A 20,826-nucleotide genomic window follows, 5' to 3' on the forward strand; every position below is an offset into this window, starting at 1 on the left:
GCGCGTCGCCTACCCGTCGCCGTGCCACAGCCGCGTCACGCCCCCGACGAGGCCGACCGGTTCGGCTTCGACGACACCCGCGACTACCTCGGCGCCGCCGTCTCGCGGCTCCTCCCGCGCCGACTCGTCCGCGGCGCGCTCGCCGTCTCCGTCGACACCGACCGCGACAGCTACGCCCCCGGCGACCCGGTCGAAATCCGCGCCACCATCCGGAACCGCTACCCGGTCCCGGTCGAGGTCGAAACCGCGTCCCGCCGCCGCTGGGGCTGGACCGTCGACGGCCTCCTGGAGGCGAGCGACGAACCGCGCCGCGACCCCGGCGGCACCGGCGCCTTCTCGTTCCGCGCCCGCGAGCCGAAGACGGTGACGTGGACGTGGGACGGCCTCGTCAAACACGTCGACGGCGACGGCACCGAACGCTGGGAGCCGCTCGCCCCCGGCGAACACGACCTCCGCGTCTACGTCGCGACCGCCGCCGAGAAGCCGGCCGCGACGACGACGATTCTCGTCGAGTGACGCGGCGCCCCGACCGGAACGCGGGCGTCTGCCGACACCGCTTCGGCCGGTACCGACTTCGGCCGGCACCGCTCCGGCCCGCGCCGACTCCTGCGGGCGCCGCTCCGTCCGCGGTCAGTCCAGGAAGAAGTCCTCGTCCTCGAACGGCTCGTCCTCTCCTTCGACGGCGAGGACGTCGAGGGCGGTGACGACGGCGCCGACGCCGAGCAGGCACGCGAGGCTCGGCTCCGTCCGGCCCTCGTCGCCCGAAATCAGCTCCTTGATGTAGAGGCCGCCCTCGCCGTGGATTTCGACTGTGGCGTGCCGGTCGTCGTCGAGTTCGGCGTCGACGTCGTACACGTCGCGGGTCCGCGTCTTCGCGGCGCGGCGGTGGTCGACGCGGTTCGGCGTGAACTGCTCGACCGTCGCGCCCTCCAGCGTCTCCGCGGCGTCGGCGAGCGCGTCCGCGTCGACGTCGCCGTCGAACTCGACCTGCGCGCGGTAGCGCTTGCTGGCGTCGAGCCGCTTCACGCGCTCCACCATGTCGTGGGTGCAGCGGCGCAGCCCCTCGACTTCGACCTTCCCGTCGGCGAAGGCGTTGATGTCGGCTTCGAGCCGCTCGGCGTCGACGCTGCGGCGCCGCGGCTCCTCCACCTCGATGACGAACGGCCGGCCGGTGCCGAGCATCAGCGCGTCGACGTCCTCGCGGCCCGCGCCGTGGAACACCGAGTCGACGCCCTCCATGACGTCCTCGACGACCGGCGCCGTGAGCTGCTGGACGCTCTCGGGGTACAGGTAGCCGGTGCCGTCGCAGGTGTCGCAGGTCTCGCTGCCGGCGCGGCCGGTGCCGTGGCAGTCCGAGCACGGCCACTCGGTCTGCGGGATGTCGCGCTCCAGCTTCCGGTAGCGGCCGTAGACGAACGCGGAGTTGACGGTGGCGTCGACGCGGTCGTCGTCGAGGTCGAGCAGGAACTGGACCTCGGGCCGGTCGAAGTCGACCTCAGCGTCGAGCAGCCGGCCGACGCGCTTGCCGACCTCGCGGTTGAACTCCTTGCGGAGCGGCTCGCCGGCGTCCGGGTCGAGCCCGGCGTCCTCGCGGAGCAGCACGTCGTTCTCCTCGGCGAGCGCCGGGACGCGCGTCCCGACCTGGTACGTCCGGGTCTCGTAGCCGTCGGCGGCGTCGGCGGCGCGTTCGGCCCACCGGTCGAACTCGGCGCAGCGCCCCTCGCACACCCAGCAGTCCTCGGGGGCGCCCGCCGAGAAGTCCTCGTCGTCGGCGAGCGCGACGGCGACCCGGAGGCCGCGGCCGCGCTCGGCGTTCCCGAGGCCGAACGAGCGCTCGGCGAACGGGCGGCCGAGGCAGTTGTCACAGAGCGGCCCGGTGCGGAGCAGCCGCCGGGCCGCGGCGAGCACGTCGATGTCGTCCATACCGCGTTCATCGTCGCGGCCGCCGTTACACTCTTTCGTTCGCGTCGGCGCCGGACGCCGCCCCGTCGCGGCTCCTCGCGCGCAGCCGGCGTCGTCGGTGTCGCCGACGCACCGCCGCCGCGTACGACGTGGATTCGTCGCCGCCGCGGCCGAGCCGTCGACGGACCGCGGCGACGCCGGCGAGCGCGGCGAGCAGGAGCGTGCCGAGCAGGAACAGCGCCAGTGCGCGAATCGTTCGGGTCACGGCTCGCCGTACGCCGCACCGGCGGAAAAGCCGAGGCGACGTTCCGGTTCGCCGAACCGTCGCCGGCGGCGTGGCTGCGGCGCTGCGGCTACGCGGCGTCGGCGGCGGCGCCGTCGCCCGGGTCGGGCGGGCGCTGCCTGACGCCGTCGACGCGGACGTCGTTGACGCCGAACGTCGACTCGAACGCCTCGGCGAGCGCGTCGGCGTCGCCGTCGGCGTCGCCGGCGAGCGCGAGCGTCGCGTCCGCCTGCACCGTCAGGTCGTTCAGACCGGGTTCGATGCCGCGGAGGTCGACCGACTCGACGGCGTCGACGCCGTCGAGGCGACCGAGTTTCGTTTCGACGCCCTCGGCGAGGTCGCCGGGGGCTGCGCGGGACACTGCGACTGTCATGCTGGCGTCGGCCAGTCGGCTGAGTTGGACCGACATAGGCTCCCGGCGCGACTCGAACGCGCCTGCGGGCCGGCTCCCGGGGAGTCGTGGCGGAGCCACGGGAGCCGCGCATGCGAGACGCTCCGGGGTGAACTGAACGGGCACGGAAAACGTCGTCCGCCTCCGTTCGGGTCACCCCGAACACGTCGTCGCTTACGCGGCGATGGAGACGGACGGTACGTCGAACCGCTTCCCCTGCATCCCCGCGTCGGCGTTCGGGGTGCACGGCCGCCACCCGCCATACGCGGCGCTCGCCCCGGTGAGGCGTGCGCCGAGTGCGGTGGTGGTGGTCATGGGGTATCGGTCGACTCGCGTCACCTGGGCTGTTTCCCGGGTAACACTTAACCGTTCGGTTGGCGTGTGGGGCCGTGACACTGCTCGCCGTGGCCGGTACAGCGGGCGCGCCCCGGCGGCGCCGTCCGGTTCGACGCCGCGAACCCGGTGACTCGGCCGGGGTCGCAGGGGAGACCCAAACATTGTAGGCCCAACCCTCTTTCTGTGTAGCCGTCACGAACGACGTGGAATGCCGGAATGCATCATCACGCGGCGCGGGGGCTGTGGGCCCCGCGCCGAACCCAGTGGGTGCTGGGACACGACTGTGGAACCCCGGGCTACGCGGCCCCGTCCGTCTCGTCCGCGCGGAGGACGATGACGACGACTCGCTACGGGCGCGAGCACGCAGACGAACAGGACGCAGAACCGGTGGACCCCGACGAGGTCGACGACGACCAGCTGGTCCGCACCGAGGACGGCGAACTCATCCACGAGGACACCGGGCTGGTGGTCGACGAGGACAACGTCGACCACGGCCCGGAGTGGCGCGCGTTCGACGCCGCCGAGCGCGACGAGAAGAGCCGCGTCGGCTCCCCGATGACCCAGACGATGCACGACAAGGGGCTGACGACGAGCATCGACTGGCGGAACAAAGACTCCAGCGGCCGCCAGCTCTCCTCGGAGAAGCGCAGCCAGATGGAGCGGCTGCGGACGTGGCAAGAGCGCATCCGGACGCAGGACTCCGGCGAGCGCAACCTCCAGCTCGCGCTCAGCGAGATCGAGCGGATGTCGTCGGCGCAGGGCGTCCCGAAGTCGGTCCGGGAGGTCGCCTCGGTCATCTACCGGCGCGCGCTCGACGAGGACCTCATCCGCGGGCGCAGCATCGAGGCGATGGCGACGGCGTCGCTGTACGCCTCCTGCCGGCAGGAGGGCATCCCGCGCAGCCTCGACGACTTCGTCGGCGTCGCGCGGGTCGGCCGCCGAGAAATCGCGCGGGCGTACCGCTACATCTCCGGCGAACTCGACCTGGAGCTGAAGCCGGTCGACCCGAAGGAGCACGTCCCGCGGTTCTGCTCGGAGCTCGACCTCTCGGACGACGTCGAGCGGCGCGCCACCCGCATCGTCGAGGAGACGACCGAGCAGGGGCTGCACGCCGGGAAGTCGCCGACCGGCTTCGCCGCCGCCGCCATCTACCTCGCGTCGATGCTGAGCAACGAGAAGCGGACCCAGTCAGAAATCGCCGACGCCGCCGACGTGACGGTCGTCACCGTGCGGAACCGGTACAAAGAGCAGATGCGCGCCATCGACGTCGGCGCCCTGTAACGCCGGCGCCGCGCCATCGCGACGGCCCGTTTTCGCCGCCGTTCGCTCCCTGCCGCGTCGACCGCGACCGCGCCGCCGACACCCACGTCGACCGTGACCGCGACAGCACCCGCGACCGCGCCGCCGCGACGACCCTGTTTCGAACCGAAACGCTTTGGCTCGGCTTCCGCCTCACCCTCCCCATGGGAACCACGCTGGTCATCGAAAACGGGACGGTTCACACGCAGACGGACCGCGGCACCATCGAGGGCGACGTCCACGTCGAGGGCGGCGAAATCGTCGCGGTCGGCGACGTCGACGCGCCCGCGGACGCCGAGGTCATCGACGCGTCCGGGCTGCACGTCACGCCGGGACTCATCGACGCGCACAGCCACGCCGGCATGGCCGAGTGGGGCGAACCGGAGGACGGCGACTTCAACGAGGGGACGAGCGCGACGACGCCGCACGTGAACGCGCTCGACGGCTTCCACCCGCGCGACGAGGAACTGAAACACGCCTTCCAGAACGGCGTCACCGCGGTCTCCTCGCGGATGGGGAGCGGGAACGTCATCGGCGGCGTCATCTGCTCGATGAAGACGTACGGCAGCGTCGCCGACGAGATGCTCATCCGCGAGGACGGCATGAAGGCGGCGATGGGCGAGAACCCGAAGCGGTTCCACGGCGAACGCGAGGGGCGCCAGCCGTCCACGCGGCCCGGCGTCGCCGCGACGCTCCGGCAGTCGTTCATGGCCGCCGAAGACTACCTCGACCGGAAGCGGAGCGCCGAGGACGAGGGCGAGCCGTTCGAGCGCGACCTCGGCAACGAGAACCTCGCGCGGGTGCTTGAGGGCGACCTGCCGCTGCGCGTGCACGCCCACCGCGCCGACGACATCATGACGGTGTTCCGGGTCGCCGCCGAGTTCGGCATCGACGACCTCTCCATCGAGCACGCGACGGAGGGCCACGTCGTCGCAGACGAGTTCGTCGACCGCGACGTGCCGGCCATCGTCGGCCCGTCGATTTCGAGCGCGTCGAAGTACGAACTCCGGAACATCACGTTCGAGACGCCCGGCATCCTCCACGACGCCGGCGTCGAGGTCGCCATCCAGACGGACGCGCCGGTCGTCCCCCAGCAGCACCTCGACGTCTGCGTCGGCCTCGCGGTCCGCGAAGGGCTGCCCGAGGACGCCGCGCTGGACGTCGTGACGACGAACCCCGCAGAGATTCTCGGTATCGACCACCGCGTCGGCACGCTCGCCACCGGGAGCGACGCCGACATCGCCGTCTGGGACGGCCCGTTCTACCGGTTCGACACCCGCACTCAGCACGTCGTCGTCGACGGCGAACACGTCTTCGACCGCGAGGCCGACGCCGTCGACCCGCGGGACGCGTACGCCTGGTAGCCGGCAGGGGACAGCGCGCCTGCGCGCAGCGGCCTTCTCATCGGCGATACGCGCGGCCGAACCGTGAAGTGTGTTGGCACGGAACGCCGCGACATGCAGGTCCGTGAGGTGATGAGCGACGACCCGGTGACGGTCGACGTCGACGCGTCGGTGCAGACGGCGGTCGGACGGATGCTCCGCGAGGGAATCGGGAGCGTCGTGGTCACCAGCGGCGACGACCCGGCCGGGATTCTGACGGAGACCGACGCGCTGAAGGCCGGCTACCTCGCGGAGCGCCGGTTCGCCGACATCCCAGTCACGAAGGCGATGACGCGGGACCCCGTGACGATTCCGCCGTCGGCGACGACGCGACGCGCCGCCAACCGGATGCGCGCCGAGGACGTCAAGAAACTGGTCGTCGTCGACGGCATCGACCTCGTCGGCGTCGTCACCGTCACCGACCTCGCGCGGAACCAGACGGCGCTCGTCCGGGAGGCCCACCGCATCGAACGCGGCCGCGGCGGCTGGGAACCGGACTCGTAGCAGCCCGCCACCGCCCGTCCCGGCGTTCGGGAGATGACAACGGCTTAGTCCGCGCTCGCCCACCTGCCGGTCGTGCTCGGCGCCGACGAAGCCGGAAAGGGGCCCGTGCTCGGGCCGATGGTCGCCGCTGCGGTCCGCGCCCCGAGCGACGCGCTCCCGGACGGCGTCGACGACTCGAAACGGCTCTCCGCAGCGCGCCGCGAGGCGCTGGACGCGGCGCTCCGCGACGACCCGGCCGTCGACGTCGCCGTCGCGGTGATTCCGGTCGACCGCATCGACGCGCCCGACACCGACATGAACACGCTGACCGTCGACGGGCAGGCCGAGGCGCTCGCCGCGGTCGCCGCCGACGGCGACGAGGCGGTCGTCGACGCCGGCGACACCAGCGAGTCGCGGTTCGCGCGCCGCGTCCGCGAGGGCGTCGCCGACCGCGGCGTCGACGTCGCCGTCGCGGGCGAACACGGCGCCGACGAGTCGTACCCGGTGGTCGCCGCCGCGTCCGTCGTCGCGAAGGTGGAGCGCGACCGCCGCGTCGCCGCCATCGCCGACGAGTACGCCGCCGACGGCGACGTCGGCAGCGGCTACCCGTCCGACCCGACGACCCGCGAGTTCCTCAGCGGCTACGTCGCCGCCCACGGCGACCTCCCCGACTGCGCCCGCCGGTCGTGGAGCACCTGCGACGACGTGCTCGCCGCCGCAGAACAGTCCGGACTCGACGACTTCTGACCGCAGACTGCCGCCGCTGCTCCTGCGCCGCTCGCTCGCCCTGTTCCGCCCGCTTCGCTTCTCCCGGCCGCCGTCAGAACGCGTCGAGCGACTCGCCGCGCTCGAACGCGAGCAGCGCGCGCTTCGCGTCGACGCCGCCGTGCGCCGAGAAGCCGCCGAGCGACGACGCGCCGACGACGCGGTGACACGGCACGACCACCGGCACCGGGTTCGCGCCGCACGCCTGCCCGACGGCCTGCGCGGCGCTCCCGACCTCCGACGCGAGTTCGCCGTACGTCCGGGTTTCGCCGTACGGGATGGCCGCCATGGCGCGCATCACGTCGCCGAGGAGCCCGTCCGGGAACGCGACGTCGACGTCGAACGTCCGCCGGTCACCGGTCTCGTACTCGCGGAGTTGGCGACGGAGCGCCGCGGACGAGACGCCGAGCACGGACTCGTCGATGTCGTAGGTGTCGCCGAGGACGTCGGCCTGCATACCGGAGAATCGGGTCGCTGCGGGCTTAAGCGTACGCACCGGCGGCTACCGAACCGCGGTCGGTCGGCGTGCGGCTCGCGCGGTTTGTCCGGCTCGCGCTGCTCGCGGACGCCGTCACTCGAACGGCGGGAGCCGCCACGCGTACGCCACCAGCGCGGACGCGGCGAGAAGCGCGGCGATTGCCAGCGCCCACGTCGGGACGCCTGCGGACCACAGCGTCGACACCACGACCCCGGCCAGCGGCACCAGCACGAGCACGCCGACCGCGATTCCGGCCAGAATCGTCAGCACCGGGTGGCCGCGACCGTCCAGTTCCTCGCGGGCGACGCGGCGGGCGACCCGTTCGACCTCCGCCTCCGACAGCCCGGTTTCGGCCTCCGACGGCTCGGCTTCGGCGCCGTCCGGGTCTGCGTCGTCGTCGGTCGGTGAATTGGAGGGCACGGCCGTGGCAACGGCCGGACCGATAAAAAGTGATGCGTCGGCCGCGCTCGACTCCGCGCGGCGCGGACGGTCCGGAAATCCGGAACGTCACCCCCGGTTATCCGGGTGCCGGCCGTCGGTCCGTCCATGCCGACGCCCCCCGAGACGGACGCCGAGTGGAAGCCGGTGTACACCCCGTTCAGCGCGGACCTGACCGACGTCGTTCACGCCGCCAACGGCCCGTACGCGGTCGGGACTAGCGGCGTCGTCGCCGGGAAGCGCGGCGGCGGCTGGGAGGCCGTCGTCGACACCGGCCCCGCCGACAACAACAGCACCCTGAAGGCCGCCGCCGTCACCGACGACGGGCGGCGTGTCTGGTTCGTCGGCGCCTCCGGCGCCATCGGCGCGTACGACCTCGACGAACGACGAAAGTACAACTACACCTACGACGGCGACGCCAGCCCGGAGTGGCACGACGTCACCGTCACCGGCCCGGTCGGCGAGGAGCGCGCCTACGTCGCGAACGGCTCCGGCGCCGTCGTCGAGTTCTCGGTCACCGGGACGGACGTGACGTTCGGCGCGACCCCGAAACCCGGCGACGGAGCGACGATTCGCGCCGTCCAGGCCGCACCGAGCGGGGTCGCCTACGCCGTCGACACCTCCGGTCGCGCCTACGAGAACGCCGGCTCCGGCTGGAGCGCCATCGGCAGCCTCGAAGTGCAGCTTGCGTTCAACGACATCTACGCCGGCCCGGAGGGCGTCTACGTCGCCGCCGGCGACGGCCGCCTGTACCGCTACGACGACTCCGGCGAGTGGACGCCGGTCCGCGTCGGCCAGAATGCGCTCCGGTCCGTCGACGTCCACGGCGGCCGAATCGTCGTGCTCGCGGACGGCGCCATCTACGAGCGCCCCGTCAGCGGCGGCGAGTGGACGTCGGTGCCGACCCCGACCGGGAGCGACCTGCTCGCGCTGGCGCTCGGCTACCCGGACGTCGTCGTCGGGAACGCCGGCACCGTCGTGAACCGGCCGCCGCACCACCCGCCCGAGCAGCCCGAGCCGACCCCGGACGAGCAGCCGGCGGAACGCGGACAGGTGTGCACGCTGCTCGTCGAGGCGCTCGTCGACCGGCTCAGCCGCGCCGAACTCGTCGAACTCATCGAGCGACGCGACCGCTGTGACACCGCGCTGGTCGAACAGCTCGACGAAATCACGGCGGAGCGTCGCCGCGAACGACTCCGCCGCCTCCCCGTCACCCGGATTCCCGCGGCGCGAACCCGGGTCGACTGCGAGCCCGTCGAACCGCGAGCGGAACGCCGCGTCGAGTACGAGCCGGTCGAGTACGAGCCGGTCGAGTACGAACCGGTCGAGCGCGAACCGCGACCGGGCGGGGAGCGCCGTCGCGAGCGTCGCGGCGAGCGTCGCGGCGAGTCCGGCCGGCGACGGGCGGACTGTGCGGAGCCGGAGCGGTACGAGCGCGGCGAGACGCTCACCGTCGCGGAACTCGAACGGCTGCTCGAAGCATAGCGGCGGCGGCCGGCGGCCGGCTCAGCCCGTCGTGACGATTTCGACGACGTCGCGGTGTTCCAGTTCGGCGTCGGCGCCGACCTGCCGGTTCGTCCGGCAGTCGATGCCGTGGAGGAAGCCGTCGCCGATGTCCGAGTGCAGGTGGTACGCGAAGTCCTCGGCGGTGGCGTAGCCGGGCAGCACGAAGCAGTCGCGGAACGGCCCCTTGCTCCAGTCGCCGTTGGCGCTGCCGGGGAAGACGGCCTTCGCGTCGAGTTCGTCGAACAGCGCCGCCTCGATGACCCGCTGGACGCCGGTGCCGTCGAACGCCTCCACGAACTCCCGTATCTGTTCGAGCCCGCGCTCCTGCTCGGCGGAGACGTCGCCGACGATGTCGAAGCCGTCGTCGCCCTGCGTGTAGTCGACGACGCCGCCCTCGGCGGCCTTCTTCAGCGCCTTCTCGGCGTGCGCGCTCGTCGGCACGACCGTGAGGTGGTCGTACTCCGGGTCCGACGTGATCTCGTCGTAGTTCTCCTGTGCGGCCGCCGTGTCCATCTTGTTCGCCGCGACCACCATCGGCTTGGTCCGCTTCCGAATCTCCTGTGCGAGCGCGAACCGGTCGTCGTCGTCCCACGGCTCCGGGTCGAGTTCGAGTCCGAGCGACAGCACGACCTGCTTGATTTCGTCCTTGTTGGTCTTGAACGCGCTGAGCTGCTCGGCGAGCACGGATTCGAGCGTGATTTCGTCGCCCGGGTTCGGCCCCTGGTACATCGACTGGAACTTCTCGATGCCCTTCTCGAGGATGCCGAGGTACCACTGGTCCAGTTCGGCTTCGAGGAAGTCGATGTCGTCGCGGGGGTCGTGGCCCTCGGTCGGCTCGCCTTCGATGTCGGTCTCGCCGGAGAAGTCGACGACGTGCACGAGGACGTCGGCCTCGTTCAGGTCGGAGAGGAACTGGTTGCCGAGGCCGTTCCCCTCGTGGGCGCCGGGGATGAGCCCGGCGACGTCCACCAGTTTCACCGGGACGAACCGGGTGCCGTCCTCGCAGAAGCCGTGGTTCGGTTCGCACGTCTCGTCGAACTCCGGGGCGGCGCAGTCGATGCCGACGTACGCCTCGCCGATGCTCGGGTCGATGGTCGTGAACGGGTAGGCGCCCTCCGGGACGTCGTTCATCGTCGCCGCGTTGAAGAAACTGGACTTCCCCACCGAGGGCTTCCCGACGAGGCCGACCTTGTAGCTCATTGGCCTCGCTGGGCCGCTGACGAACGAAAGGGTTTCTACCCGACGGCGCCGTGGCGGGCGTTCGCACGGGTCGCGCCCGCGCCCGACGCGGCCGAAACCGGCGCCGCCCGGAACCGCGGCGAAAACCGCACGACTGCGGCGCGTCGCGGCCGCGGTCACGTCACTCCCTGTCTCGGAACGCCTATACGTCGGAGTCGCCTCGAACACGTAATGAATCTCAGCTACGACGACGCCCTCGACAGGGCGTACGACGACCTGCCGGAGACCCCCGCGGAAGCCGGCGACCGCCTCCAGGTCCCCGACCCCGAAGGCCAGACCGACGGCGCGTTCACGCGACTCACCAACCTCGACGCCATCGCGGACGCGCTCTCCCGCGACCCCGACCACCTCCACAGCGCCATCCAGCGCGAGTTCGGGACGAACGGCCAGTTCGAAAACGGCGTCGCCCGCTACAACGGCTCGTTCACGGTCGCCGACTTCGAGGCCGCCATCGACGAGTACGTCACCGAGTACGTCACCTGCTCCGAGTGCGGCCTCCCCGACACCGTCCTCAAGACCGAAGACGGCGTCAACATGCTCCGCTGTCAGGCCTGCGGCGCGTTCCGCCCCGTCGAGAAGCGTTCCGGCTCGGCGTCCCGCTCGGCCGCGACCCCCGACATCGAGGAGGGCGAGACGTACGAACTCAAAATCACCGGCACCGGCCGGAAAGGCGACGGCGTCGCCGAGAAAGGCAAGTTCACCATCTTCGTCTCCGGCGCCCGCGAAGGCGACGTCGTGAACGCCTACGTCCACAACATCTCCGGCAACCTCGCGTTCGCCCGCCCCGTCTGAGGCGGCGACCCCGGTTTCTTCTCCCCGCATCGTTCGACGGCCCCGCCGCACCGCCCCCGTCCCGGGACCCGCGCCGCCACAAGCGGTTTCGGCGTGGCGGCCGGTCACAGACGTATGAGCGGAAGCGACGAGGAGAGCGACGACGGCTTCTTCGCGGAGCTACGCGACCGCATCGAGTCCGGCGAGGAGACGCTGGAGTCGGTCGTCGAGGAGCTGACGGTGGAGTCGCCGCCGCCCGGAACCGCAGACCACCCGCGGGCGCACGTCAGCCGCAGCCTGCAGCGCGAGATGGCGGAGACCGGCCACGACCCGGCGGCGACCGCCGAGGCGGTCCGCGAGCGCGCCGCCGACAACGACCGCACCGTCGCCGAACAGCTCAGATACGAGTACGAGACCGCGGATTCTCAGGAGTGAGGCGCGGAGCGGCAGCGCTTTTTCCCGCCGTCACGAACCCGGCGCCGTGACCCGCCTCGACGTCTCCGACGGCTTCGACGTCCACGACCACCGCGCGAACCTGAAGCTCCTCCGGCAGGACGCCGGGTCGATGACGCTCGCGAACCCCGAAGGGCTCGGCTGCCCGGCGTGCGACCGCGCGTTCGACCGGCTGTTCGTCACCGACGACGACCGGGTGTCGTTCGGCGACCCGCCGTCCGGGCCGCTCTGTCTCGTCCGGACCGACGACCGGCTGCTCGTCCTGACGCACTGACGGCGCCGCGGCTTTCAGTCCGGCTCGTCGGACTCGTCGGCGTCGTCCGGCTCGTCGCCGCCGCCGTCGCCGGACGTCTCGTCGGTCGCGGCCGCGGCGGCTTCCTTCGCGGCCTCCGCGTCGTCGGCGACGGTCTCGGCGGCCTTCTTCGCGGCCTCCGAGGCCTTCTCGGCGGTTCGCTGCGCCGTCTTCGACGTGCTCTCTTCGACGTGCTCCCAGTAGACGAACAGCGCGAGCGCCGCGACGAACAGCGCCGCCCACGCGACGAGCTGGGCGCCGTAGTCGGTGCCGACGGTGAGCAGCACGCTCTTCGAGAGCATCTGCGACACCGTGGAGCCGACGACGACGGAGCCGAGCATCTTCCGGCTGAACACCTCGTCTATCCGCCGGACGACGTCCGGGTCGGGCGTCTCCGGGAGGAGCCCTTCGAGCGTCGCAGCGACCCGGTGGAGCCGCGCCGCCGCGCCGTCGCGGATCCGCGTCGAAAACGGGGTCGGCGTCGCCGCCGACTCGGTCTGCTCGCCCATGGCGCCACGGTCGGCCGCGCTCCCCGTAAGGCCGCGAGAACCGAGGGGACGCGGCGGACCACGGCGAGCAGCGACGGCGACCGACGGACGCCGGGCGCAGTCCGCGGGTGCCGTGCGGACGCGCCCGGTCACGGTGCCGTCACCCGTTGCGCGTCGCCGTTCGTCGCCGCGTCGTCACCCGTTGTGCGTCGCCGTTCGTCGCCGCGTCGTCACTCGTCCGCCGGGTCGAAGTCGAGCGCGACCGAGTTGATGCAGAACCGTTCGCCGGTCGGCTCGGGGCCGTCGGAGAAGACGTGGCCGAGGTGGCCGTCGCAGTTCGCACACAGCACCTCGACGCGCTGCATGCCGTGGCGGTCGTCCTCGCGGAGCGTCACGGCGTCCTCGTCGGCGGCGTAGAAGCTCGGCCAGCCGCAGCCGGCGTCGAACTTCGTCTCCGAGTCGAAGACGGCGGCGCCACAGCCCGCACAGCGGTAGACGCCGTCGTCGTCGCGGTCGACGTGCTCCCCGGAGAACCGCGCCTCCGTGCCGCGTTCGCGCAGCACCTCGTACTCCTCGTCGGTGAGGCGGTCGCGCCACTCCTCGTCGCTGTCCGGGAGCGCCGCGTCGCCGCGGGGCGCCGCTTCGGCGGCGTCGTCGCTGGCCGCGTCGTCAGGGTCGGTCGGTGTGTCGGCGTCGCTCACACTCTGTCGTGGGGCGCGAGAACGGGTAAATGCAGCCCCGGCGGCGGCCGCCGCGGGCGCCCGCGCTCGCCGCGGCCGTCAGTGGCAGATGGCGGGGAGGTCGGTGAGGTCGTCGATGTCGTACGTCGGCGACACGGACAGGTCGTAGTTCCGGCGGTGCGGCCGGCGGATGAACGCCGAGTCGACGCCGGCGTTGTGCGCCGCCTCCACGTCGCTTTCGTTGTCGCCGACGAACAGCGCCGTCTCCGCGTCGAGGTCAGCGAGCGCCCGGTCGATGTAGTGGCTGTTCGGCTTCTTCCGGCGGAGGCTCTCGACGGTCGGCTCGCGGCCGTACGCCGTCCCGAACAGGTCGTCGACGCCGTAGTGGTCGAGGACGTAGTCGACGGTCTCCTGCTGGTTCGACGAGACGACGCCGAGCGGCGCCGACAGCTCCCGGAGCGTGTCGATGTCGTCGTACAGCCGCTTCCGGCCGGCGTGAATCTCGCGGCGCTGCGCCTCGAAGGCGGTCCGGTCGCGCGCCGCCCAGAACTCCCGCGGCGTCAAGTCGTACGTCGCACACACCTGCTCGACCTGCTCGGGGGTCACGCCGACCACCATCGACTCGACGTGTTCGGGGTCGGGGTCTTCGACCGACAGCGACTCGAACGTGTCCCACGCCGCCTCGTGGAGCACGTCGTAGCTCGTCCGGCCGACGAGCACGCCGTCGTTGTCGAAGATGACTGCATCGTACACCATTTGTCGGCGATGGGCGGCGTACCCGTAAAAACGTTTCAGGTGGCTGAACGCGCCGCGTCGCCGAGAGGCTCTCCGCCGCGCCGCCGCGCCGAGACGGGGACGCCGCGCTGCCGCGCCGCTGCACCGGCCGGTCGGCTCAGTAGACGCCGGGGATGAGGCGGTACGGCGTGCGGTCGCAGTAGTCGTCGTAGCCGTCGAGGTGCCGGCGGAGCGCGCGCTCTTCGACCCGGATTCGGTGGCCGTAGCCGGCGAGGACCGCCGGGACCGTGACGGCGACGCCCGGCCACGTGCCGAGCGCGAGACTCAGCCCCACGTACAGCAGGACGCCGGCGGTGTACGTCGGGTGCCGGACGACGGCGTACGGCCCGGAGTCGACGACGCCCTGCGACGCCGAGACCGTGACCGTCCGGGAGAAGGCGTCGCCGAGCAGCGCCACGGTGTACCAGCGGAGCGCGGCGCCGCCGACCTGGAGCGCGATGCCGACCCAGAACAGCGGGACCGCGGCTGCGTCGAACGTCGCCCACTCGGGCGCGACGAAGCCGAGCACGAACGCGACGCCGGCGGCGACGCCGAAGGTGGCGTACAGCACGTACTTCGAGTTCGCGTCGTGGTCCGCGCCGCCGCCGTCGCGACGCAGGGCGTCGACGAACTCGGGGACCACCCAGGCGGCGTACGTCGCCCAGAACACGTAGCTGTACGGCGACTGGAGGAACGGCGGCGTCATGTCGGGACGGTTCGTCGTTGCCGCCGCCGCGGAACAGTGTTTCGGTGGCTATCCTCATCGCCTGACGTCCGCTGCCGCCGGTCGCGGCCAGCTTCCAGCCTCCAGCCTCTGCGGTAGCCGTAGCCGGCCACTATTCGCCGTCGAGTCCGGTGACGGCGGCGCCGTCGTTGCGGCCGCGGACGACCGCGACGTCGCCGTCGACGCCGGCGGCGTCGAGCGCGTCGCGGCCGGCGTCCCGGGCGTCGTCGGCGCGGGCGGCGTCCGTGACGCCGTACACCGTCGGCCCCCACGAGGACTGACCGGCGCCGAACACGGCCGGCGCGTCGCCGAGCTCCGCGACGAGGTCGCCGACCGGCGGCCGGTAGACGCCGCCCTGCGCGTCCGCGAACCACGTCCCGTTCAGCCGGCCGACGGCGCGGACGGCGTCCCCGAACCGCTCGACCGCGCCGTCGACGACGGCGGGAAGCAGCTTCCGCTGGAGGACGCCGGCGACGCGGTCGGCGACGGCCGGGTCCGCGGCCTCGACGACCCGGCGAATCGAGGCGTCCTCGTCGCCGCCGCAGCGCCCCGGGTCGGCGTCCGGGACGACGAGCAGGAACCGCCAGTCGTCCGGCACCGGGTGGCGGGCGACGACCGGCGGCACCGTCCAGTCGCCCTGCGCCGGCGGCTCCGCGGTGAACCGCTCGGTCGGGTGGCCGGCGTCGAGCAGCACGCCGCCACGCTCGAACGCGGCGACGCCGACGCCGGAGCGGCCGCCGCGGCCGAGGTCGGGCGCCCGCGCCCTCACCTCCGGGTCGCGGCCGTGCGCCCGCGCGACCGCCGCCAGCGTCGCGAGCGCGAGCTGCGTCCCGCTGCCGAGCCCCATGTGTCGCGGCAGCGGCTCGCGGACCCGGACGCGGGCGCCGTCGACGCCGAGCAGGTCGCAGGCGGCGGCCGCGTAGCCGCGAGCCTCGCCGTGTTCGCAGTCGACGCCGGCGGCGGGCGCGGCTTCGACGCGGACCCGCGGCTCGTCGAGCGCGACGCCCGCCGCGCCGTACAGCCGTTCGTGCGCCAGCGAGAGGTTCGCGAAGCCGAAGTGCAGCCGCGCGCCGGCGGCCACCTCGACGCGACCCGCCCCGGAGTCCGACGTCATCTGTGCGTGGCGCACGCTTCACCGCCCCGGGCCGTGTCGGTTTCGACAGCGGACAATACGGACGCCGACGGAGTCGTCGCCGTCGCGAACCGCTGGCCGTCCGTCATCACCGCCGACCCTCCGCCCGCGCCGTCGACCGGCCGCCTCGTCCGCCGTCGTGCGTGCGGCACAACGACTAAGCGCGCCGGGGCGCGACGGTGGTGCATGACGCGCGTCCCGTTCGGTGTCTCGCAGCTGGATTCGGTGCTGAGCGGCGGCGCTCCCGCGGGGAACGTCGTGCTGGTCGCGGAGGAGTCCGGGGCCGGCGGCCGCGAGTTCGTGTACACGAGCGCGGCGATGAACGCGCTCGCGCGGGCCGACGAGGACCTGTTCGACCTCTACTACGGCGACCTGAACCCGGACGCCGAGGTGCCGCCTGCGGTCCACTACCTGTCGTTCACGGCGGGGCAGGACTACCTGGAGCGGGAGCTCCGCTACACGATGGCCGACGAAATCGTCGACGCCGCGGCGCCCGAAATCGAGTTCGTCGACCTCGCGCCGGAGTACTTCCAGCTCTCGTCGATTCCGCGCGAGTGGTACATGGGCGAGACGACGTCGCTGTCGGACCTCGGGAAGGCCGGGAACCGCGAGGACGTGCTGACGACGCTCGGCGAGTACCTCAGCGAGCACGCCGCCGGGAACCTCGTCGTCATCGACTCAATCACGGACCTCATCGGCGCGAGCGGCGGCGACGTCGAGTGGGAGGACGTCGCGACGCTGGTCCGCGGGCTCGGGAAGGCGGCGCACTCGTGGGGCGGCATGCTGCTCGCGCTCGTGAACACCGACACCATCACGGACCGGCAGCTCGGCCAGCTCGTCGACGGCGGCGGCGGGACGCTGCAGTTCAGCTGGGAGACCGGCGGCTCCAAGCGCGCCCGGACGATGGTCGTCCGGGAGTTCCGCGGCGTGCTCTCCCAGCTCGAATCGGAGAACATCGTCCGGTTCGAAACCGAGATTCACGACAGCGGCCTCGACATCAGCGACGTCCGGAAAATCCGGTGACTGCGCCCGCCCGACTCGGCTCGGACGGCGGCTCAGTCGTGGGGCGGCGTGCTGCTCGCCCGGGGCTGCCGGCGCCGCCGGCGCGAACGTGGCGTCTTGCGGAGCTATTTTACCTACGCCGCTCTCAGAACAGTCGAATGGCCGGTGAGCAGGTGGAGGGGCTTCCGGACGCGCTCCGCGAGTGGGTGGAGTCGCGCGCCGCGGAGACCGGACGGGACCCCAACGAAGTGTTAGTGCGTGCAGCGGCCGCGTACCGCCTCCTCGACGAGAACGAGGAGCTGCTGCCGGAGCCGTCCGGCGCCGACGCCGCCGCCGTCGACGAGCTCGCGGACCGCGTGAACCACGTCGAGCGCCGCGTCGACGGCGTGGAGGCGACGCTCGACGAGAAAATCGACGACGTCCGCGACCGCATCGTCCAGGTGAAACGGGAGACGGACGCGAAGGCGGAGGCGGACCACGACCACCCGGAGCTCCGGCAGGCCGCCGAGACGGCGACGGTGCTCGCCGACGACCTGGAGGACCTCCGCGACGACCTGGACGCGCTCGAAACCAAGTTCGAGGACGGCTTCGCGAACTACGAGGACGTCCTCGAGTACCTCACGGACACCGCGGAGGAACACGACGAGAAGCTGCTGCGGCTGGCGTCGGTGTACGCCGACGTGAAAAACCGGTTCGGGAAGCTGGAGGCGCGGGAGGCGCGCCGCCGCGCCGCGGACGAACTGAAGCGGGAGGCGAACCGCGCCGGCGTCGAAGCCGCCGCCTGCGCCGCCTGCAACTCGAAGGTCCGGCTCGGCCTCCTGACGGCGCCGGAGTGCCCGCACTGCGGCGGCACCTTCGAGGGAATCGAGCCGGCCTCCGGCTTCTTCGGCTCCGCGACGCTCACCGTCGGGGAGCGCCCGGCGCTCGAAGGCGACGTCGCCGAGGAACTCGAACCGGAGGACGTCTTCGAGGAGCACTCCTGACATGACCGACGACGCGCCGCCGCACGACACCGACGACGACGCCGGCAGCGGCGGTGACGCCGGCGACGACGTCGACACCGGCGGCGACGTCGACCGCGACACCGACGGCGACACGGACACCGAGGGCACCAACGACAGCCACGTCGACGCCGACGGCTCCCGGGAGCGGACCGAGTCGACGCCGCGAGTCGAGAATCCGTTCGCGGAGCCGGACGGCGAATCGGGCGCGGAGCCGTCGGGGTCGTCGGAGGCGTGGCAGGGAGTCGGCTCCGGCGACGTCGACGCCGGCGGCGACGCCGAGGACCGGGCGGACGCGCCGTTCGGGTCGCTCGCGGCGGAGGTCGGCGAGCGCCGCCGGCGCGACTCCGGCGAGGACCCGTTCGAGCAGATGGAGGTGTCCGAACTGGACAGCGAGGAGGTGTGGGAGTCGCTGCTCGCCAGCGAGCCCGACGAGGCGGCGCCGGTCGGCGGCGAGGCGGAGCGCGTCGGCGGCGACGACACCCGCCCGGAGCACGTCGTCGACAAACGCGAGTACTGCCAGCGCTGCCCGCACCTCTCGAAGCCGCCGGCGGTGCGGTGCACCCACGACGGCACCGACATCGTGGAGGTGCTCGACGGCGACCAGTTCCGGGTGCGGGGCTGCCCGATGGTCGGCGAGGAGGGCAGTGCGCCGGACTTCCGGAACGGCTGATTTACGGGGCTGGACCACCGACGTCGAAGCGATGCAGTTCTGCGACGACTGCGGGTCGATGATGGTGAACGAAGACGGCACGATGGTGTGTACGAGCTGCGGCGCCACCCAGGAGCGCGACGCCGAGCGCGCCGAGCAGTTCGTGTCCACGGACGCCCAGAGCACCGACGACGTCATCGAGACCGAGGAGGGCGCGAACTTCGAGGGGAAACCCACCTCCGAGGACGTCACCTGCGACGAGTGCGGCAACGGCGTCGCCTGGTACACCATCAAGCAGACCGGCAGCGCCGACGAACCGCCGACCCGATTTTTCAAGTGCACCGAGTGCGGGAACCGGTGGCGCGAGTACAACTGACCGGAACCGCGGAATCGGGGCGGCCGGAGCGGCGGCCGCGCGCGGATGTCGACGCCGCGAAGCCGGACCGCCAGCCGAAGTTTTCGCGCCGACCCGACTCTATTGCCTAGAATTTTGACGGAAAGAAACTGGCCTCCTCGCCAATAAAAACGCAGGACGTAATCCGGACTGGCCGGGTTCTATCAATAGACACAAACATTTATTACAGTCTCGGCACATGAATCGTCCATGTCACGTACGCTCAAAGTATCAGGATTCTTGGGACTGACCGTGCAGATGCTCTGGGGAATCGGGAACGTCGCGAGCCACATGGTCGGGACGCCCGACAACTGGGCGCAGATCGTCGGGGCGCACGCCCACTTCGGCGTGCTCGGCATCCTCGCGGTCGCAACCGGGTTCGCCGTCGACCACTACGGCACCAGCGGGACGCGCGAAACCGTCGTCGTCTGGGGGTACGTCCTCGGCCAGTGGCTCCTCCCCGGGACGCTCGTCCTGCAGGCCGTCACCGGCGTCCAGCCGCTCGGCATGCTCGCGTTCCTCTGGGGCATCCTGCTCGCCGCCGCGATGGGGACGATGACGCTCGAAGCGCTCGACGAAACGCCCGCCTGACGGCGGCCCGCGCCGCGACTGACGTGTCGCCGAGTCGGAACGTCGCCCCTGCTTTTCCGGGTCCGCGCCGACCGTCCCCGTATGTCGGAACTCATCGTCCGAATCGAGGAGTCGTCCGCCGCGGTCCGCGTCCACGACGTCGCCGAAGGCGAACACGGCGCGTTCCTGCTGAACGAGGACGGCGAACACGTCGGCTTCGTCCCCTACGACAACCTCGCGTACGTCCACCCGGACTCCGAGGCGTACGTCGACGACGAGGCCGGCCGCCGCGGCACCGATGCTCCGGCCGACGGCGACGCCGACACTCCGGCCGACGCCGACTTCGACTCCGACGCCGCACGCGACGCGGAGCGGCCGGGGACGACCGGCCCTGACGGCGTCGAGGCGGTGTCCGGGACGCCCGTCGCCGACGACGCGGACGACTAACATGAGTGTTTCAAGCACAACCCGAACTGGGGATCGAACGGACTACACTAAACACCCCGAAAACTGACTCTCGGACAGATATTTGGGATATCTTGGAAGTTTGGAATACTTCTGGTGATTTACTCGTCTCTGATTTGAATTAGAGACGCAATAACACCAACAGAAACTACTGCAGCGAACGGGAGCACATGGAGGACATAGTATCCCATTGTTTTGACGAATAGCGGAAGCGTGTAAATTAATGTCAATACGATTGGAAGGCTGTACCACTCTCGGGAGCCAGTCCATGTCCGGTGGATATGGATTGCTATCGCGGAGACCGTAAGAATGACCTCAAATAGGAGGAATTGGCTGAGGAAGAATACACCAACAGCCCACCCTCTTGGGTTCACAAAGATGTTCCGCACCGGCTGTTCTGTTAGTGGACGATATTGGCTTAGAAGTCCGTTCTCTATCCCACCGATTAGTGATGGCCAACCCCAGATAACTAGCAAAGGAAGGAAAGCGACGACAACCGTGAGGATTCCGGCGATGGTGTATCTAACGACTCCTTCCCATCCTCTCTCCCGAAGGGTCTGATAAGCAAGAACAGGAGCGCCGAAAATTGCGTATTGCGAACAAAGTGCACCCGCAGCAAGAGCTGATCCCCGGTACTCTGGTTTATTTGCTCTAACTGCGAAGAGGACTCCGACAAGCATCGGGGACCGGGCATTAACGCGCATTCCATCCGCGATTGGGAGAGCGGAAAGGAAAATTAGGGCTGCCAGCAGACCTGCTCCCTCCCCCGAGGGCATGTTTGGGCCGGCCCCGTCCCGAACCCATCGATAGAGGAGAATGGCCGCTATTGCATTTGAGACAGCAATAAAATGCCGTGTTGAATAGCGATCTAATCGGCTTATATCACGGAGTAGAAGGACGAAGCCGAGGAAATCGATTCTGTCCAT

28 protein-coding genes are annotated in these 20,826 nt (G+C 71.1%); 15 read left to right on the forward strand and 13 right to left on the reverse strand.

Features of this window, described 5'->3' with window-relative positions; translation table 11 throughout:
* Positions 1 to 21 precede the first annotated feature (21 nt).
* Entirely contained in the window at positions 22 to 516 is a 495-nt protein-coding gene (locus ACQUS7_RS06895; RefSeq protein ID WP_435124344.1) for a hypothetical protein, read from the forward strand.
* Positions 517 to 630: 114 nt separating this feature from the next.
* On the opposite strand, the gene ACQUS7_RS06900 is transcribed toward ACQUS7_RS06895, so the two are convergent.
* The 4 genes from ACQUS7_RS06900 to ACQUS7_RS06915 form a co-directional block, all read right to left on the reverse strand.
* Positions 631 to 1,914: a tRNA pseudouridine(54/55) synthase Pus10 gene (locus ACQUS7_RS06900; RefSeq protein WP_435145895.1), complete on the reverse strand. Its 1,284-nt coding sequence runs from the start codon at positions 1,912 to 1,914 to the stop codon at positions 631 to 633.
* A gap of 34 nt (positions 1,915 to 1,948) precedes the next feature.
* Positions 1,949 to 2,167, reverse strand: a complete 219-nt coding sequence (locus ACQUS7_RS06905) for a hypothetical protein (RefSeq protein WP_435145844.1) — start codon at positions 2,165 to 2,167, stop codon at positions 1,949 to 1,951.
* A gap of 88 nt (positions 2,168 to 2,255) precedes the next feature.
* Positions 2,256 to 2,558, reverse strand: coding sequence for a hypothetical protein (locus ACQUS7_RS06910; protein ID WP_435145846.1), 303 nt, complete (start codon positions 2,556 to 2,558; stop codon positions 2,256 to 2,258).
* 192 nt (positions 2,559 to 2,750) lie between these two features.
* Positions 2,751 to 2,891: a hypothetical protein gene (locus tag ACQUS7_RS06915; RefSeq protein WP_435124349.1), complete on the reverse strand. Its 141-nt coding sequence runs from the start codon at positions 2,889 to 2,891 to the stop codon at positions 2,751 to 2,753.
* Between the two features lie 354 nt (positions 2,892 to 3,245).
* Here ACQUS7_RS06915 and ACQUS7_RS06920 point away from each other — a divergent pair, with 354 nt between their 5' ends.
* The 4 genes from ACQUS7_RS06920 (at position 3,246) to rnhB (ending at position 6,823) form a co-directional block, all read left to right on the forward strand.
* Positions 3,246 to 4,193 (forward strand): transcription initiation factor IIB, encoded by a 948-nt coding sequence (locus ACQUS7_RS06920; RefSeq protein WP_435145848.1) that lies wholly within the window; start codon positions 3,246 to 3,248, stop codon positions 4,191 to 4,193.
* Between the two features lie 182 nt (positions 4,194 to 4,375).
* The gene (locus tag ACQUS7_RS06925) at positions 4,376 to 5,575 is read left to right on the forward strand and encodes an amidohydrolase family protein (protein WP_435145850.1); all 1,200 of its coding nucleotides are present in this window, start codon (positions 4,376 to 4,378) and stop codon (positions 5,573 to 5,575) included.
* A 93-nt stretch (positions 5,576 to 5,668) separates the two neighbouring features.
* The gene (locus ACQUS7_RS06930; RefSeq protein WP_435124353.1) at positions 5,669 to 6,097 is read left to right on the forward strand and encodes a CBS domain-containing protein; all 429 of its coding nucleotides are present in this window, start codon (positions 5,669 to 5,671) and stop codon (positions 6,095 to 6,097) included.
* A 72-nt stretch (positions 6,098 to 6,169) separates the two neighbouring features.
* Positions 6,170 to 6,823: a ribonuclease HII gene (rnhB, locus tag ACQUS7_RS06935; RefSeq protein WP_435124355.1), complete on the forward strand. Its 654-nt coding sequence runs from the start codon at positions 6,170 to 6,172 to the stop codon at positions 6,821 to 6,823.
* A 73-nt stretch (positions 6,824 to 6,896) separates the two neighbouring features.
* Here rnhB and ACQUS7_RS06940 read toward each other — a convergent pair whose 3' ends face one another.
* A complete protein-coding gene (locus tag ACQUS7_RS06940; RefSeq protein WP_435145853.1) occupies positions 6,897 to 7,298 on the reverse strand; it encodes a methylated-DNA--[protein]-cysteine S-methyltransferase in 402 nt (133 codons plus the stop codon).
* Between the two features lie 114 nt (positions 7,299 to 7,412).
* Positions 7,413 to 7,739 carry a hypothetical protein gene (locus tag ACQUS7_RS06945; RefSeq protein WP_435124358.1) on the reverse strand — a complete coding sequence of 109 codons (327 nt, stop codon included), beginning with the start codon at positions 7,737 to 7,739 and terminating at the stop codon, positions 7,413 to 7,415.
* 126 nt (positions 7,740 to 7,865) lie between these two features.
* Between ACQUS7_RS06945 and ACQUS7_RS06950 the strand changes: the two genes are divergently transcribed.
* Positions 7,866 to 9,242: a WD40/YVTN/BNR-like repeat-containing protein gene (locus ACQUS7_RS06950; protein WP_435145855.1), complete on the forward strand. Its 1,377-nt coding sequence runs from the start codon at positions 7,866 to 7,868 to the stop codon at positions 9,240 to 9,242.
* Positions 9,243 to 9,263: 21 nt separating this feature from the next.
* On the opposite strand, the gene ACQUS7_RS06955 is transcribed toward ACQUS7_RS06950, so the two are convergent.
* Positions 9,264 to 10,463, reverse strand: coding sequence for a redox-regulated ATPase YchF (locus tag ACQUS7_RS06955; RefSeq protein ID WP_435145857.1), 1,200 nt, complete (start codon positions 10,461 to 10,463; stop codon positions 9,264 to 9,266).
* A 210-nt stretch (positions 10,464 to 10,673) separates the two neighbouring features.
* Between ACQUS7_RS06955 and ACQUS7_RS06960 the strand changes: the two genes are divergently transcribed.
* The 3 genes from ACQUS7_RS06960 to ACQUS7_RS06970 all read left to right on the forward strand — a co-directional run bounded on the left by ACQUS7_RS06960 (position 10,674) and on the right by ACQUS7_RS06970 (position 12,000).
* Positions 10,674 to 11,294 carry a translation initiation factor IF-2 subunit beta gene (locus ACQUS7_RS06960; protein ID WP_435145859.1) on the forward strand — a complete coding sequence of 207 codons (621 nt, stop codon included), beginning with the start codon at positions 10,674 to 10,676 and terminating at the stop codon, positions 11,292 to 11,294.
* A 114-nt stretch (positions 11,295 to 11,408) separates the two neighbouring features.
* Positions 11,409 to 11,708, forward strand: coding sequence for a hypothetical protein (locus tag ACQUS7_RS06965; protein WP_435145861.1), 300 nt, complete (start codon positions 11,409 to 11,411; stop codon positions 11,706 to 11,708).
* A gap of 46 nt (positions 11,709 to 11,754) precedes the next feature.
* On the forward strand, positions 11,755 to 12,000 hold the full coding sequence (locus tag ACQUS7_RS06970; protein WP_435124366.1) for a DUF7385 family protein: 246 nt from the start codon (positions 11,755 to 11,757) through the stop codon (positions 11,998 to 12,000).
* A gap of 14 nt (positions 12,001 to 12,014) precedes the next feature.
* On the opposite strand, the gene ACQUS7_RS06975 is transcribed toward ACQUS7_RS06970, so the two are convergent.
* The 5 genes from ACQUS7_RS06975 to ACQUS7_RS06995 form a co-directional block, all read right to left on the reverse strand.
* Positions 12,015 to 12,527, reverse strand: a complete 513-nt coding sequence (locus ACQUS7_RS06975) for a hypothetical protein (RefSeq protein WP_435145863.1) — start codon at positions 12,525 to 12,527, stop codon at positions 12,015 to 12,017.
* Positions 12,528 to 12,736: 209 nt separating this feature from the next.
* On the reverse strand, positions 12,737 to 13,207 hold the full coding sequence (msrB, locus tag ACQUS7_RS06980; RefSeq protein ID WP_435145865.1) for a peptide-methionine (R)-S-oxide reductase MsrB: 471 nt from the start codon (positions 13,205 to 13,207) through the stop codon (positions 12,737 to 12,739).
* Between the two features lie 78 nt (positions 13,208 to 13,285).
* Positions 13,286 to 13,942, reverse strand: coding sequence for an HAD family hydrolase (locus ACQUS7_RS06985; RefSeq protein ID WP_435145867.1), 657 nt, complete (start codon positions 13,940 to 13,942; stop codon positions 13,286 to 13,288).
* Between the two features lie 136 nt (positions 13,943 to 14,078).
* Positions 14,079 to 14,666: a methyltransferase family protein gene (locus ACQUS7_RS06990; RefSeq protein WP_435145869.1), complete on the reverse strand. Its 588-nt coding sequence runs from the start codon at positions 14,664 to 14,666 to the stop codon at positions 14,079 to 14,081.
* Positions 14,667 to 14,796: 130 nt separating this feature from the next.
* Positions 14,797 to 15,798 carry a beta-ribofuranosylaminobenzene 5'-phosphate synthase family protein gene (locus ACQUS7_RS06995; RefSeq protein ID WP_435145897.1) on the reverse strand — a complete coding sequence of 334 codons (1,002 nt, stop codon included), beginning with the start codon at positions 15,796 to 15,798 and terminating at the stop codon, positions 14,797 to 14,799.
* A 204-nt stretch (positions 15,799 to 16,002) separates the two neighbouring features.
* On the opposite strand from ACQUS7_RS06995, the gene ACQUS7_RS07000 reads away from it, so the two are divergent.
* The 6 genes from ACQUS7_RS07000 (at position 16,003) to ACQUS7_RS07025 (ending at position 19,882) form a co-directional block, all read left to right on the forward strand.
* Positions 16,003 to 16,839 carry an RAD55 family ATPase gene (locus ACQUS7_RS07000; protein ID WP_435124375.1) on the forward strand — a complete coding sequence of 279 codons (837 nt, stop codon included), beginning with the start codon at positions 16,003 to 16,005 and terminating at the stop codon, positions 16,837 to 16,839.
* Between the two features lie 137 nt (positions 16,840 to 16,976).
* Complete coding sequence (locus ACQUS7_RS07005) at positions 16,977 to 17,801, forward strand: CopG family transcriptional regulator (RefSeq protein WP_435145871.1); 825 nt, start codon at positions 16,977 to 16,979, stop codon at positions 17,799 to 17,801.
* A gap of 1 nt (position 17,802) precedes the next feature.
* Positions 17,803 to 18,492: a hypothetical protein gene (locus ACQUS7_RS07010; RefSeq protein ID WP_435145873.1), complete on the forward strand. Its 690-nt coding sequence runs from the start codon at positions 17,803 to 17,805 to the stop codon at positions 18,490 to 18,492.
* A gap of 31 nt (positions 18,493 to 18,523) precedes the next feature.
* Positions 18,524 to 18,847, forward strand: coding sequence for a transcription factor S (locus tag ACQUS7_RS07015; protein WP_435124381.1), 324 nt, complete (start codon positions 18,524 to 18,526; stop codon positions 18,845 to 18,847).
* Between the two features lie 228 nt (positions 18,848 to 19,075).
* The gene (locus ACQUS7_RS07020; RefSeq protein WP_435124383.1) at positions 19,076 to 19,456 is read left to right on the forward strand and encodes a hypothetical protein; all 381 of its coding nucleotides are present in this window, start codon (positions 19,076 to 19,078) and stop codon (positions 19,454 to 19,456) included.
* 81 nt (positions 19,457 to 19,537) lie between these two features.
* Complete coding sequence (locus ACQUS7_RS07025) at positions 19,538 to 19,882, forward strand: hypothetical protein (protein WP_435145875.1); 345 nt, start codon at positions 19,538 to 19,540, stop codon at positions 19,880 to 19,882.
* Positions 19,883 to 20,001: 119 nt separating this feature from the next.
* Here ACQUS7_RS07025 and ACQUS7_RS07030 read toward each other — a convergent pair.
* Positions 20,002 to 20,826: hypothetical protein (locus tag ACQUS7_RS07030; RefSeq protein WP_435145877.1), on the reverse strand; the 825-nt coding region annotated here is incomplete at its 5' end.

The organism is Halobaculum sp. P14, assembly GCF_051195155.1.
Classification (GTDB): domain Archaea; phylum Halobacteriota; class Halobacteria; order Halobacteriales; family Haloferacaceae; genus JBNTKA01.

Bases quoted from the DNA above. Each gene is read 5' to 3' on its own strand.
- ACQUS7_RS06910 (WP_435145846.1), bottom strand. From the start codon at position 2,558: ATGACAGTCGCAGTGTCCCGCGCAGCCCCCGGCGACCTCGCCGAGGGC.
- ACQUS7_RS06915 (WP_435124349.1), bottom strand. From the start codon at position 2,891: ATGACCACCACCACCGCACTCGGCGCACGCCTCACCGGGGCGAGCGCC.
- ACQUS7_RS06920 (WP_435145848.1), top strand. From the start codon at position 3,246: ATGACGACGACTCGCTACGGGCGCGAGCACGCAGACGAACAGGACGCA.
- ACQUS7_RS06925 (WP_435145850.1), top strand. From the start codon at position 4,376: ATGGGAACCACGCTGGTCATCGAAAACGGGACGGTTCACACGCAGACG.
- ACQUS7_RS06930 (WP_435124353.1), top strand. From the start codon at position 5,669: ATGCAGGTCCGTGAGGTGATGAGCGACGACCCGGTGACGGTCGACGTC.
- ACQUS7_RS06940 (WP_435145853.1), bottom strand. From the start codon at position 7,298: ATGCAGGCCGACGTCCTCGGCGACACCTACGACATCGACGAGTCCGTG.
- ACQUS7_RS06950 (WP_435145855.1), top strand. From the start codon at position 7,866: ATGCCGACGCCCCCCGAGACGGACGCCGAGTGGAAGCCGGTGTACACC.
- ACQUS7_RS06955 (WP_435145857.1), bottom strand. From the start codon at position 10,463: ATGAGCTACAAGGTCGGCCTCGTCGGGAAGCCCTCGGTGGGGAAGTCC.
- ACQUS7_RS06960 (WP_435145859.1), top strand. From the start codon at position 10,674: ATGAATCTCAGCTACGACGACGCCCTCGACAGGGCGTACGACGACCTG.
- ACQUS7_RS06965 (WP_435145861.1), top strand. From the start codon at position 11,409: ATGAGCGGAAGCGACGAGGAGAGCGACGACGGCTTCTTCGCGGAGCTA.
- ACQUS7_RS06975 (WP_435145863.1), bottom strand. From the start codon at position 12,527: ATGGGCGAGCAGACCGAGTCGGCGGCGACGCCGACCCCGTTTTCGACG.
- ACQUS7_RS06985 (WP_435145867.1), bottom strand. From the start codon at position 13,942: ATGGTGTACGATGCAGTCATCTTCGACAACGACGGCGTGCTCGTCGGC.
- ACQUS7_RS06990 (WP_435145869.1), bottom strand. From the start codon at position 14,666: ATGACGCCGCCGTTCCTCCAGTCGCCGTACAGCTACGTGTTCTGGGCG.
- ACQUS7_RS06995 (WP_435145897.1), bottom strand. From the start codon at position 15,798: ATGACGTCGGACTCCGGGGCGGGTCGCGTCGAGGTGGCCGCCGGCGCG.
- ACQUS7_RS07000 (WP_435124375.1), top strand. From the start codon at position 16,003: ATGACGCGCGTCCCGTTCGGTGTCTCGCAGCTGGATTCGGTGCTGAGC.
- ACQUS7_RS07005 (WP_435145871.1), top strand. From the start codon at position 16,977: ATGGCCGGTGAGCAGGTGGAGGGGCTTCCGGACGCGCTCCGCGAGTGG.
- ACQUS7_RS07010 (WP_435145873.1), top strand. From the start codon at position 17,803: ATGACCGACGACGCGCCGCCGCACGACACCGACGACGACGCCGGCAGC.
- ACQUS7_RS07015 (WP_435124381.1), top strand. From the start codon at position 18,524: ATGCAGTTCTGCGACGACTGCGGGTCGATGATGGTGAACGAAGACGGC.
- ACQUS7_RS07020 (WP_435124383.1), top strand. From the start codon at position 19,076: ATGTCACGTACGCTCAAAGTATCAGGATTCTTGGGACTGACCGTGCAG.
- ACQUS7_RS07025 (WP_435145875.1), top strand. From the start codon at position 19,538: ATGTCGGAACTCATCGTCCGAATCGAGGAGTCGTCCGCCGCGGTCCGC.